This is a genomic window from Aquimarina rhabdastrellae (assembly GCA_947387485.1).
In the GTDB taxonomy this organism is placed as follows: domain Bacteria; phylum Bacteroidota; class Bacteroidia; order Flavobacteriales; family Flavobacteriaceae; genus Aquimarina.
Map to the genome: position 1 here is coordinate 187,924 of CANDNT010000003.1, position 13,827 is coordinate 201,750.

13 protein-coding genes are annotated in these 13,827 nt (G+C 31.8%); all 13 read right to left on the reverse strand.

The genetic code is table 11. From position 1 onward, the window contains the following. Positions 1-18: 18 nt before the first annotated feature. The 13 genes from ACYEKI_RS08290 to ACYEKI_RS08350 all read right to left on the reverse strand — a co-directional run bounded on the left by ACYEKI_RS08290 (position 19) and on the right by ACYEKI_RS08350 (position 13,669). Positions 19-1,248, reverse strand: a complete 1,230-nt coding sequence (locus ACYEKI_RS08290) for a 3-phosphoshikimate 1-carboxyvinyltransferase (RefSeq protein WP_459210711.1) — start codon at positions 1,246-1,248, stop codon at positions 19-21. 2 nt (positions 1,249-1,250) lie between these two features. Beyond that, positions 1,251-1,499, reverse strand: coding sequence for a hypothetical protein (locus tag ACYEKI_RS08295; RefSeq protein WP_459210712.1), 249 nt, complete (start codon positions 1,497-1,499; stop codon positions 1,251-1,253). An 8-nt stretch (positions 1,500-1,507) separates the two neighbouring features. After that, positions 1,508-1,834 carry a nucleotide pyrophosphohydrolase gene (locus ACYEKI_RS08300; protein ID WP_459210713.1) on the reverse strand — a complete coding sequence of 109 codons (327 nt, stop codon included), beginning with the start codon at positions 1,832-1,834 and terminating at the stop codon, positions 1,508-1,510. Between the two features lie 2 nt (positions 1,835-1,836). Continuing rightward, positions 1,837-3,855, reverse strand: coding sequence for a transglutaminase (locus ACYEKI_RS08305; RefSeq protein WP_459210714.1), 2,019 nt, complete (start codon positions 3,853-3,855; stop codon positions 1,837-1,839). A 22-nt stretch (positions 3,856-3,877) separates the two neighbouring features. Further along, a complete protein-coding gene (locus tag ACYEKI_RS08310) occupies positions 3,878-5,785 on the reverse strand; it encodes a DUF3857 domain-containing protein (RefSeq protein WP_459210715.1) in 1,908 nt (635 codons plus the stop codon). Positions 5,786-5,802: 17 nt separating this feature from the next. Further along, complete coding sequence (gene dtd / locus ACYEKI_RS08315) at positions 5,803-6,255, reverse strand: D-aminoacyl-tRNA deacylase (protein WP_459210716.1); 453 nt, start codon at positions 6,253-6,255, stop codon at positions 5,803-5,805. Continuing rightward, complete coding sequence (gene rsgA / locus ACYEKI_RS08320; protein ID WP_459210717.1) at positions 6,252-7,202, reverse strand: ribosome small subunit-dependent GTPase A; 951 nt, start codon at positions 7,200-7,202, stop codon at positions 6,252-6,254. The genes dtd and rsgA overlap by 4 nt, the downstream gene beginning before the upstream one ends. 112 nt (positions 7,203-7,314) lie before the next feature. After that, positions 7,315-8,397, reverse strand: coding sequence for a chorismate mutase (locus ACYEKI_RS08325; RefSeq protein ID WP_459210718.1), 1,083 nt, complete (start codon positions 8,395-8,397; stop codon positions 7,315-7,317). Positions 8,398-8,421: 24 nt separating this feature from the next. Beyond that, entirely contained in the window at positions 8,422-9,270 is an 849-nt protein-coding gene (locus tag ACYEKI_RS08330; RefSeq protein WP_459210719.1) for a prephenate dehydrogenase, read from the reverse strand. Positions 9,271-9,272: 2 nt separating this feature from the next. Then, complete coding sequence (locus tag ACYEKI_RS08335) at positions 9,273-10,430, reverse strand: pyridoxal phosphate-dependent aminotransferase (RefSeq protein ID WP_459210720.1); 1,158 nt, start codon at positions 10,428-10,430, stop codon at positions 9,273-9,275. Then, entirely contained in the window at positions 10,427-11,257 is an 831-nt protein-coding gene (locus tag ACYEKI_RS08340; protein ID WP_459210721.1) for a prephenate dehydratase, read from the reverse strand. Before ACYEKI_RS08340 ends, ACYEKI_RS08335 begins: the two co-directional genes overlap by 4 nt. A 253-nt stretch (positions 11,258-11,510) precedes the next feature. Then, positions 11,511-12,701 (reverse strand): glycine C-acetyltransferase, encoded by a 1,191-nt coding sequence (kbl, locus tag ACYEKI_RS08345; protein WP_459210722.1) that lies wholly within the window; start codon positions 12,699-12,701, stop codon positions 11,511-11,513. Positions 12,702-12,718: 17 nt separating this feature from the next. After that, positions 12,719-13,669 (reverse strand): NAD-dependent epimerase/dehydratase family protein, encoded by a 951-nt coding sequence (locus ACYEKI_RS08350; RefSeq protein ID WP_459210723.1) that lies wholly within the window; start codon positions 13,667-13,669, stop codon positions 12,719-12,721. Positions 13,670-13,827: the final 158 nt, after the last annotated feature.

The window sequence follows — 13,827 nt, forward strand, 5'->3', positions numbered from 1 at the left end:
TAATTTGCTATTTATCTTTTATTTTTCAGTAAAAAGCTTGAATCCTACAGTTTCTAAATCTGTCCAAAAATCTGGATACGATTTTGAAACCACCTCTGCCTCTACTATATTCAAACTTGTCTTTAAGCCTAATGGTGCAAATGCCATTGCCATTCTATGATCTTGATACGTTGCTATAGCTACATCAGATTTTATTTTTTCTGAAGGCTTTAAGGTCAAGCTATTCTCTGTTATCATTACTGACGCACCAAGTTTTTCCAACTCAGTTTTTAGAGCTTCTAATCGATCTGTTTCTTTAATTTTTAATGTATGTAAACCTGTAAGATAGCATCCTATACCTAAACCAAAACACGTTACAGCTATTGTTTGAGCTATATCTGGTGAGTTTGATAAATCTAACTCTTTAGGTAATTCTAGGTTATCTGTAGCTATTTTTTGAAGCGTTATACGATCTGTTCCAAATGTAGTTTCAACTCCTAAATATTTATAGATTTGAACCAATGCAGAATCCCCTTGATAACTATCTTTTTTATAGCTTCCTAGTGTGATTTTTGTTTCTTTTGATAAAGCTACTGTACTATAGAAATATGATGCAGAACTCCAATCTGATTCTACAACTATCGTTTTCTTTTCTACAGTTTCTTTAGGTTTGATCATGATCGTATTTTCATTAAAAACGCCTTCTACACCTATTGCTCTTAACAAACTTAATGTCATATTGATATATGGTATAGAAGTTACTTTTCCTTCTAAGTTAATGATTAACCCCTGTGGTAAAGAAGGTGCAATTAACATTAATGCCGATATATATTGACTACTTACATTTGCTTGTAAAGTAACTTCTTGAGTAGTGATCTTTTTTCCTGAAATCTTTAATGGAGGATACCCTTCATTTTTTTCATATTGAATATCACAACCTAATTGACGTAAGGCTTCTACCAAAATTTTTATTGGTCGTTCTTGCATACGCTTACTACCAGTAAGGGTAACTTCTCTACCTTCTCTTGTAGCAAAGTATGCTGTAAGAAATCGCATTGCTGTTCCTGCATGATGAATATCAACAAGCATTTCTTCACTATTCAACGCTTGTTGTAATACTTGTGAATCATCACTATTTGATATATTATCTATAGTGATTTGTGGATATAATGCTTGTAGAATCAATAGTCTATTGGTTTCACTTTTTGATCCCGTTATTTGTATAGTAGTATCTTGTACTGCTTCACAATTGGCTATTTTTATATTCATCTCTATTTTGCTTTTTCTTTACTTTTTTTGAACGATACGAATCCCATAAATAATCCATAGACAAAACCACCTACAATTCTAGAAACAATATACCTCTTCCATCTTCCCTCTGCTAGTTTTGTTTGTTGAAAACTTTCAAAATCAAAGCCATGATTGATTAAGAACATTATGATACTGAATACTACAGCAAACATAATTCCTGTAATCATTACACTTTTCCAATACAATTTTGAGGTTATCATTTCTTTCATCGTCTATTTTATTTTAATTTTTCATTATTATGGTGTCTATCGTGATCTCTTTTGGTTTTGATATCTAACTTTTTATTAAATGCTTCTTCTAGATTCACTCCAGTTTGATTTGCCAAGCATAACACAACAAAAACTACATCTGCTAGTTCTTCGCCCAAATCTTTATTTTTATCACTTTCTTTTTCGCTTTGCTCTCCATAGCGACGTGCAATAATTCGAGCTACTTCTCCTACTTCTTCTGTAAGTTGAGCCATATTAGTTAATTCGTTAAAATAACGAACTCCATGATTCTTGATCCACTCGTCTACAGCTTGTTGTGCATTTTGTAAATTCATATTTATTTTATTTTTTTCAAGACTACTTGTTCATTTTCTTTCTCTACAACTTGCTTATAGAATTCTTTTAATGTAGGATAATAATCTGAAGGAATTATAGGTGATTTTACCGTCTCACTTACAACTACCTGTATTACTCCATTCATTTCATTTATTCTATAACTAAAGCTTCCCATATTTTCTGGTAGCTTTAATGCTTTTGATGCTGGTAATGACGCTACTTCATATCCCTCTGGGATTTTCACATTTACCATATATGCATTTGAAAACCCATATCCAAAATCAACTGGATATAATCGCTCTTTTGACTTAAAAGGATTTTCTTCTGTTTTCAAAAATAATAAAGGAGAAAAGAACAATTCTTCTCCGATTAATTCTGTTTGATCTTCAAGTGTAAAATCAAAACGTTCATTAACCCCTTTTCCATATTCTTTTACCCCTTTACGTGTGTATCCGGCAATTTCATTTAATCCATCCTTTTCTTGGATTTTTTTAATTCTTTCTTCCTCTTTTATATTAGCATTACTAGCTCTATATCCTCTCGCGAGATATCCTAAATAACTTTTACTTTCTTTACCTTTAATATTTCCGTCCGCTGTTAATTCTGCTTGTATACTCACTCTATTACTAGAAACACGCTTAGGTCGTAAACTTACCATTTCAGATCCACCATGCTTAGTTATAACTCTTCCCATACCAAATAATATTCTATTAGGTAAAATATTAGGCATTCCGTATTTATCTGTAGCATCTAAATAAAGTACTTTACCATCTGATAACCTTACTCTAGTTATTACATAATTAAATCCATCTAAAGTAGGAAATAAAGAAATTGCCTTGTTACTAGAACTTACCAAAACAGGATCTGCATCTATACCTTTATTTTGTAACATTGATGTCAACATTAGATTTATTTCGGCAACATTACCTACCTGTTCTTTATATGCTTTTTTGACACCTACATCTGTATATACTCCATAATACTCATTCCAGTTCATTCTACTTTTAACATAGCTAAAAACTTTTGCAACTTTTGCTTGTTCACTTTCTGTAGCATTAACTATTTGATCTAAATCGTTTTTGTAATATGAATCTTTCTTTAATTCTCCTCCAAAACTTGGTCTTTCAAAAATAGTTTTGGCAACATCTTCCCAAGTAGTAGTATAAAATTTTGGTGTTTGATTTGGGAATTTCACAAATGACAATTCATAATTTAATGACGAAATATAATTTCTCATATTCCCAGCAAAAGGTTCCTCTCTAAAAGCTACAACATCTAGTGCTTCTATCTTATCTTTTTTGATGTTAAAATCTACCGAACTTCTATCAAATGTAGTTTTTGAAGCATAGAATCCTGTACGTTGTTTATTTACAAAATCAATTTTATCTCCATAAGAAGTACTCTTTAAATCAATAGGAACACCTCCACTCATTCGTTTTTTATAAGTAAAATATTCAGGAAAATGTGTTTCAACTAATAACTTTTTAATAGGAATATCATATTGTAAATATATCTTATCTATATTCTGAATATATGGGGAATTAATACTATACTTATATTCTATAACACTACCATCTTTTAAAGCAGGCATTGTAAATTTTACAGATTTTCTATTTTTGGAATGTTGATTTTTAAATATCCCATCCTTTTTTAGCTTGCTTTTTTCAATTTTACCTCCATCAAAATTATATGTAACTCCTTTTAAACCTGATAATACTTCTTCATCTCCTCCTCGTTCATACAACAATACTTGATGTGTTGCATGGTCAAATCCATCTTTGTTATATAATTTAATACGTTTAAAAACGTCTGTAACTAAGACAAACCCTTCGGATTGTGAATATTCTAGTTTTACTATTTTTTCTTCATAAAGTATTGTCGCATTGGCCGAACTATCTTTTGCGTATACTTTTTCCGTTAACTCTTCTTTTGATACTTTTCCAAACTTGTATTCTTGTGCATAACTATTCGTTATAATGATTGAAATGATAACTACTAATAATCTACTTAATGATTTCATGTCGTTTCTGATTGATTTTTAATTATTCTTTGATTAATAAAATTTTTGATTTATCTGTTTTCTTTATTTCTTTTTTTAATGTCTTATAAATTTCATAAGCTTCTTTTGGATATATACCGTCAAGAATCTTTAGTGTTCTTTTTAATTTCAACGTTCTATCATCTACTTGTCTTACCTCATATGTATATTTCCCAAAAGTATTTTCAATAACTTTATCTTCTGGTTTTATACTTAAATTATACCCCGCTGGGATTGTTATCTCATACTCATCTATGTCATAAAATCCTCTAGTGATCTCAACTTCTCGTTGTCTATCTTTATATGTTAACAACGAGCCTTGATCTCGATTAAATACATTAGGTATAAATAGTAATCTGTTTCCTATTTTTTTAGCATAATTAGCTGCCTCTATTGTTATGTTTTCTGTAAAAAGTATATTGTCTTTATCATTTTTAAATTTTATCTCTTTGAGATTTAAATTATTGATATAGTCCCAATATTCTTTATAATGTTCATCTTGATCTTTTGTATTAAGTTTATCAATATAATACCGTTGATCATATTGAATCCCTTTTGAACTCATTTCTACAGATGCTATTATAGATCGATCTTCGTTAATTGTTATAGTTCCTTTGGTTTCTAATCTATTTTCTTCGGGCGTATATTTTCTAGTCCTTTTGATAATTCCTCCTTCTGGTTTTATTACCAAAACATCTCTATCATCTGTAAAATCTCCTATAAAATTAAAAGGCATTGTTTGACTTGTACACTCTAACCAAACATCTTCTTCTCCATCTGGAACATTAAGAATAACATGATTACCTTGCATTGCCACAAAATCCTTATCTATATGCCGCTTGTTCTCTCCTGCAAAAACAACTGTATAATATGCTGGTATTTTTTGGCTATCTAATAAGGCTTTGGTATAATTGGTTAATGCTTTACAATCTCCATATCCCAATTGATCTACTTGAGATGCTTGCATAGGCAACCACCCTCCTATACCTAATTGTACACTGATATATCTCGTTTTATTTTGAACATATTCATAAATAATCTTCGCCTTTTCTTTATTTGAAGTCGCTTCACTTGTTAAGGTCGAAATTTCTTTGATTGTTTCTTCTGGTAAAACATTCCTTCCAGAAACTAAATTTTCATATTGCCATAGACCAAAACTACTCCAATCTTTAGCTTCTCCCTGAACATTTACCAATTCAAAATTTTGTAGTGCTATAGCCACCTTAGGAACAAAATTTGAAAAGCTAGGACTCATCGCTTCTGGCTCCAAAGCTCTACTATTCTCTAGCACATACCCTTTTTCTGTACTTATTACACCAAAATTTGATAAGTTATATTCTTTCTTTTTTAACGTTAAGTTTTTAGGGTTTTCTATAGTATATTTTGATTTTTCTACACTTACATAGTATCCTTTTATAGGACTCCATCGTGTTAAAAAGGCTGTAGATGTATTTACTAATTCGCTTTCATAAACTACAGTATATGGGTAACTAACAGGTGTATGTTCTATATATTTAATTCTATTGTCAGTAATAAAATTACCATCAACGGCACTTCTATCTTCAAAATCTCCTCTTTTATATTTTTTGATTTCATTTCCTATTAAATCATAAAATATAGCTTGTTGCTTTCTTATTTTTGTAGAAGGGTCGTACCATTCATAAGTCGATACATGCTTATTTCCATGAGCATTTAATACTGTAATCACTTGACGAGTTTTAACTATTACTTTATTACTACTTTCTAAATGTATAGTTACTTCTTCTAGTCGTATTACTGCATTAGCATCTTCTTTGAGCTCTGGTTTAATCGCTATACTTTGCAGTAATAACGGGTCAATTTCTTGTGTAATTCCTTTTATTGATGAAAAGCTAATCATCAATAATAACATAAATTTTATTTTTTTGATCATGATGAATGGGTTTATTACTATTCTTTATTTTTAGAATCTATAATAATTGTTACTGGACCATCATTAAGTAATGCTACTTTCATATCTGCTCCAAATATTCCTGTTTTAACTGTTTTATTTATATCTCTTTCTAATGCTTTAACAAACGCCTCATATAAAGGAATTGCAGTTTCTGGTCTGGCTGCATTAATATAACTGGGGCGGTTTCCTTTTTTGGTACTGGCATACAATGTAAATTGACTAACTACTAAAGCTTCTCCTTCTATATCCAAAATACTTTTATTCATTAATCCTTTTTCATCTCCAAAAATCCTAAGTTTACTTATTTTACCAGATAGCCATTTAATATCTTCTTGAGTATCTTCTTCTGTTATACCTAATAAAATTAATAACCCACTTTTTATTGCTGCATGCTCTTTACCTTCTATAGTAACAGAAGCATGGGTCACTCGTTGTATTACAACTCTCATTCGTTTGTGTAATTATTCTTTCTGTAATGTTCTTCTTCTCCTTCTAGAATTTGCATATAGCTTTTATACCTAGACCACGGAATTTCTTCATTATCCAAAGCTTCTTTCACAGCACATTTGGGTTCATTAAGATGCAAACAGTTATTGAATTTACATGATGATTTTAATTTAAAAAATTCTGGAAAATAATCTCCTAATTCTTCTTTTTCTATATCAACTACTCCAAATCCCTTTATCCCTGGTGTATCTATAATTTTTGCTCCAAATTGAAGATCAAACATTTCTGCAAATGTAGTAGTATGTTGTCCTTGTTTATGTTGCTCACTTATTTCTTTGGTACGTAAAGATAAACCTTCTTCTAAAGCATTTATTAATGTTGATTTCCCTACTCCACTATGTCCAGAAAACATCGATACTTTTCCTTGCATCAAGCTTTTAACTTGCTCTACATTTTTTCCAGTTTTGGCAGAAATCCCTATACATTCGTATCCGATTTCTCGATATATAGATGCTAAGTATTTAATTTCTAATATTTCTTCCTCATTATACGTATCAATTTTATTAAAAAGTAATACCGCTTTTATTCCATATGCTTCTGCTGTTACTAAAAATCGATCTATAAAAGCTGTAAAGGTAGGTGGATTATTGAGCGTTATCAACAAAAAAACCACATCAATGTTTGATGCAATGATGTGGGTTTGTTTTGATAAATTCACCGACTTACGTATAATATAATTTTGTCGGTCATGAATATTTTCTATCACCCCAGTAACCTGATCATTATTAGTTTCTAGCTTAAAATCGACTACATCACCTACAGATACTGGATTCGTACTCTTTATACCTTTAATTCTAAATTTCCCCTTAATTCTACATTCATATACTTTACCTTCTTCAGTTTTTACAGTATACCAACTTCCTGTAGATTTATAAACAACACCTTTCATTCTTTTAACGTTTCATCTGCTTATCGTTATTTTCTATGGGTCAGTTAGTTTTCTCTTAAAAAGAAAACTAACTGATTATCATTTTTCCTTTAAGATACAAAGATGCAAATATTTATGCTTTTGCTATATTTTTCTGGTGATTTATTGACTCTTGGTGTATTGCTTTAAAGATTCTAAGGATAAATTCTTCACTTAATCCATTCTCTTCTCCTTCTAGAATCATTCTTCCTAGAATTTCATTCCATCTTTTTGATTGTAAAATAGCTACATTTTGTTTTGCTTTTACTTTTCCAATCTCATCAGAAATACGCATACGTTTTGACAACACTTCTAGTAATTGATTATCTGCTACATCAATCTTTGCTCTCAATTCGCTTAACGCATTTTGATAAGCTTCATCTTCTCCTACTGTTTTTCTGATTCTTAAATCTTTCATAATCTGGACTAATGTAGCTGGTGTTATTTGTTGTTTTGCATCACTCCAAGCATTATCTGGATCATAATGTGTTTCTACAATTAATCCATCAAAATTTAAATCTAAAGCAGTTTGTGATAAATCAAAAATCAAGTCTCTTCTTCCTGCAATATGAGATGGATCTAAAATCAATGGTAAATCTGGGAAACGATTTTGTAAATCGATCGGAATCTGCCATTCTGGTATATTTCTATATTTTGTTTTTTCATAAGTAGAGAATCCTCTGTGAATCACACCTAAGTTTTTCACATCTGCAGTATAAAAACGCTCAACAGCTCCTAACCACAATGATAAATCTGGATTAATCGGATTTTTAATTAATACTGGATTATCAATTCCTTTACATGCATCTGCTATATCTTGTACTATAAATGGTGATACTGTACTTCTTGCTCCTATCCACAAAATATCTACATCATGCTTTAATGCTAATTCTACATGATGAGGGTTTGCTACTTCTGTAGCTATTTTCATCCCTGTTTCTTCTTTGGCACGTTGCAACCACTTTAAACCTAGTGCTCCTACACCTTCAAAATTTCCTGGACGTGTTCTTGGTTTCCAAATTCCTGCACGTAATACTGTCGCATCACTATCTTTTAATTGATGTGCAATTTTTAACACTTGATCTTCTGTCTCTGCACTACAGGGTCCACCGATCACTAGCGGATGCTCTAGGTTGTAAGCATCTAACCAATTGCGTAATTCTTTCTTATTCTCCATTATTAGCTTTTTTATTGTTTGGTTTTATTTTATTCCTTTTAAAATTGTTTTTATATGATTGGTATTTTCCATTTCGTTATGAATTTTAGAAAACTGATTAGTTTCCATCAATTCTTTAAACTGAGTTAGGTTTTTTATGTATTCGTCTAATGTCTTAATGACGTTATCTTTATTCTGTTCAAAAATAGGCGTCCACATTTCTGGAGAACTTTTTGCCAATCTAACTGTTGATGCAAATCCACTCCCAGCCATATCAAAAATATCGCGCTCATTTTTTTCTTTTTCGATCACTGTTTTCCCTAACATAAAAGAACTAATATGTGATAAGTGAGACACATAAGCTATATGCTTATCATGTGACAACGGATCCATATACCTAATCCTCATTCCTAACCTAGAGAAAATTTCCATAGCTTTTTCCTGTAGTTTGAATGCTGTTTTTTCTACCTCACAAATAATATTAGTTTTTCCTCTATATAGATTAGCTATTGCTGCTTGTGGTCCAGAAAATTCAGTTCCAGCAATAGGGTGTGCTGCTAAAAAATTTCTTCTCTTAGGGTGTTCTGCTACTATTTCGCAAATTCTTTTCTTGGTAGAACCCGCATCGATAACCAAACAATCATCTGTAACCTTATCTAATACCTTTGGCAATAATGTCACAAGTGCATTTACTGGAATAGCAATAACTACCACATCTGCTTTATTTAATTCCTCAAATGTTGCTTTATGCTGGATGACTCCTAATTGTAATGCTTCTTCTTGATTAACCTCATTAGCATCTATTCCGTAAATTACAGATTCATTAAATGCTGCTTTAATATCTATAGCTAATGATCCTCCTATTAATCCTGTACCTATAACAAAAACTTTCATATTTAAACTGCTACTTGTAAACGATTAATTGCTTCTTTGATTTGTTGTTCTGGTATGCATAATGAAAAACGTATATATCCATTTCCTTTATCTCCAAAAATACTTCCTGGTGCTATAAAAATATCATGTTCATAGAGTAAGTGGTCTATATATTCTTCTGCATCTTTCCCTTCTGGTAATTTTGCCCATACAAACATTCCTGTAGCTTCTCTATCAAAAGAACATTTTAATACTGTAGCTAACTCCCATATTAACTTTCGTCTTTCTTCATAAATAGCATTCATACGTTTATACCAAACTTCCTCTATTCGCAATGCTGCTATGGCTCCTTTCTGAATCCCCAGAAACATACCACTATCCATATTACTTTTTACTTTAAGCACAGCTCCTATTTTATCTGGACACCCCGTAACCATACCTACTCTCCATCCAGCCATATTAAAGGTCTTGCTTAATGAATTTAGTTCCAGAGCCACATCTCTTGCACCTTCTACTGCTAGTATGCTGATTGGGTTTTCGTTTAAAACGAAACTATATGGATTATCATTTACTAATAAGATTTTATGTTCTTTGGCAAAAGCAACTAATCTTTTGAATAATGCTAAATTACCCGAAGCTCCTGTAGGCATGTGCGGATAATTAACCCACATCATTTTTATATTTTCAAGATCCTCTTTTTCTAAAGCTTCAAAATCTGGTTCCCAGTTACGTTGTTCATCTAAATCATAATATATAGGCTCTGCTCTTAGTAGTTTTGATACCGAAGTATAGGTTGGATATCCAGGATTAGGAATCAAAACTTTATCTCCTTCATTAAGGTATGCCATTGAGATATGCATAATCCCTTCTTTTGATCCTAATAAAGGCAAAACTTCTTTTTCTACATCTAGAGAAACTCCATATTTTTGATCATAAAAATCAACAATAGCTTGTCTAAACTCAGGTATTCCTTGATAACTTTGATATTTATGTGCTCCTTCTTCAAAAAGTGCACTCTTAATTTCCTCTAACACTTTTTGTGGTGGGTCCAAATCTGGACTACCTATAGCCATATTAAGAATCGGTTTTCCTGAAGCTATAAGAGATCTAACCTCTCTAAGCTTAGTAGAAAAATAGTATTCTTTCACAGTTTCAAGCCGCTTTGCTGTTTGTATGCTCATGACTTTTGATTTTTATATTCTCCTAAAACTTTCAGTTCTAGTGCCATTATTTTTAATACCGATAATGCTTTTTGATAATCTTCGTATGCTTCAAAGGTTACGTCAACAAAAAATGAATATCTCCATGGATCGTTCACCACAGGCATTGACTGAATTTTTGTTAAATTAAGTTTACAATCACTCATCACATTAAGTACTGTAGCAAGACTTCCTCTTTTATGATCTGTTATAAATTTTAATGAAGCTTTATTGATTTCATTTTCTTGATATATTTCTGATTCTTTCTTATTCAGAATAAAAAAACGAGTACTATTGGTTTGATTCGTTTGAATATTTGCTGCCAAGATTTCTAAATCATAAATAGTTGCTGCTGTAGCTCCTGCAATTGCTGCTACTTTTTTAATTTCACGATCTTTAATACGTTTAGCTACAGCTGCTGTATCTGCATCTTCTACCAGTTTTATGTGTGGATGCTTTTTAAAAAACTCTTTACATTGCAATAGTGCCATAGGATGAGAATACACCTCTTCAATCTCATGTATTGCTTGTCCTCCCAAAGCCATTAGACAATGATGTATAGGTTGGTAATACTCTCCTTGGATATTCAAATCATGTTCATCTATATAAGCATAATTAGGTAAAATTGACCCTGCTATAGAATTCTCTATAGCCATCACTGCATCTGTACTTTCTTCTAGCTCTAAACTAGCTACCAATTCTCTAAATGACATACACTCATCTACCTGTACATCAGTACCAAAATAAGATTGTGCCACTCCGTGATGGTATGATCCTTTAATTCCTTGTATAGCTACTTTTTGCTCCATTTAGTGATAATTCTTCTTTTTTATTCAAAAAAAATCCCGATTCAATGAATCGGGATTTTTATATCTAGTCTTATACATTTTGTATTTACATAGCGATCCCGATCTTTTTTCTGTAATAGAAAAAGAAAAAATAAAATCGGTTCCAAGTATATACGTTATGCATTGTTTTTTGTTCTTGTTTGCGTGGCTAAAGTAGCTACATTATTTTAATATCAAAAACTTTTTATGATTTTTTTGGCTAACAAACGTTTGTTTAGTCAATCACTTTCAACGCTTTACCAACTTTCGTAAATGCCGCCACAGCTTTTTCTAAATGTTCGCGATCATGTCCTGCTGATAATTGTACACGAATTCTCGCTTTACCTTTTGGTACTACAGGATAGAAAAATCCTATCACATATATTCCTTCTTCTAGAAGTTTTGCAGCAAATTCTTGAGCTAGTGGTGCATCATATAACATTACTGGAACAATTGGGTGATCTCCTGGTACTATATCAAAACCAGCAGCTGTCATCTCTTCACGGAAATACTTCGTATTTTCTTCTAATTTATCTCTTAATGCCGTAGAAGAGCTTAACAGATTTAATACTTTGATAGAAGCTCCTACAATTGAAGGTGCTACTGTATTTGAAAATAAATAAGGTCTAGAACGCTGTCTTAGCATATCTACTATTTCTTTTCTTGCAGCTGTAAATCCTCCAGAGGCTCCTCCTAATGCTTTACCATAAGTTCCTGTAATGATATCTATACGCCCCATTACATCGCGATATTCATGAGTTCCTCTACCTGTTTTTCCTAAAAATCCTGTAGAATGACATTCATCTACCATAACCATAGCTCCATACTTATCTGCAAGATCACAGATTTTGTCTAACTGAGCTATTGTTCCATCCATAGAAAATGAACCATCTGTTACAATCATAATCCTACGAGAACCTTGAGCTTCTTTTAATTTTTCCTCAAGCGCTTCCATATCATTATGGTCATATCTAAAACGTTTTGCTTTACATAAACGTATCCCATCAATAATCGATGCATGATTTAAAGCATCAGAAATAATAGCATCCTCTGCACCTAATAATGGTTCAAATACTCCTCCGTTTGCATCAAAAGCTGCTGCATATAGAATACAATCTTCCATTCCTAAAAACTCAGCTGTCTTTCTTTCTAATTCTTTATGAATATCCTGAGTTCCGCAAATGAATCGCACAGATGACATTCCGTATCCATGAGAATCAATAGCATCTTTACCTGCTTGAATTACTTCTGGGTGAGATGATAATCCTAAGTAGTTATTTGCACAAAAGTTTAATACATCTGTTGTAGCTGTTGTATTGATTTGTGCTCCTTGTGGAGTAGTAATAATACGCTCAGATTTATACAATCCAGCTTCTTTTATTTCATTCAACTCCTTTTGTATATCCTCTTTTATATTTAAAAACATAATTTTATGCTGTTTATTTATTGTACGTTATATTGCTCTTTTAATTTTTCGATCATTGTTGCTGTCATCGCATCTAAATCATACTCTGGCTTCCAATTCCAATCTTGTCTTGCTGCACTATCATCAATAGTTCTTGGCCATTTTGCTGCTATATCTTGTCTAAAATCAGGCTCATATTTCACCTTAAAATCAGGGTATATTTTACGTATAGAAGCTACAATTTCTGCTGGAGAAAAACTAGTTCCTGCCAGGTTATATGAAGTTCGCACCTTTATAGCTTCTTTTGGAGCATCCATTAATTCTAAAGTCGCTCTTATAGCATCTTCCATAAAGATCATAGGCAAGACCTCATCCTCATTTAAAAAACAACTGAACTCTTCTCCCAATACTGCTTTATGATAGATATCGACTGCATAATCTGTTGTTCCTCCACCTGGTAACGATTGATACCCTATTACACCTGGATAACGTACAGATCTTACATCTAATCCATATCGCATATAATAATATTGCGCCCAATTCTCTCCAGCTGCTTTACTAATACCATAAACTGTTGCTGGATCTAGATAAGCTGTTTGCGAAGTTTCATCTTGAGGAGCATTATCTCCAAATACAGCAATAGAACTAGGGTAAAACACTTTTTCTACGCCACTTAAACGAGCCACTTCAAATACATTGAAAAGTGTTTTCATATTAATTTCCCAAGTACGCAAAGGATTCTTTTCTCCATTAGCAGATAGAATTGCCGCAAGGTGGTATATCTGGGTAATATTATATTGATCAACTGTTTTTTGTATAACTTCTATATCAGTTGCATCTATGATTTCAAACTGTCCTTCAAAATCATCTTTTTTAAATAAATCTGAAGCAATTACATTATCTGCCCCAAATTTTTCTTTTAAAGCCACGGTTAAAACTGAACCTAATTGTCCATTGGCTCCAATAATCAAAATTCTGGTGTCACTCATTTTTTAAAGTGTTATTTCCTGACTAAAATACGAAACAACCTTATTTATATAAAATTCTCAAAGCAATTCAACAATTATTATTGCTATCAATTAAAATTACAATAATTATTACTTTTACAACTTTCAATCCTAACTTTTAGAAGTAATATTTGTTTAAC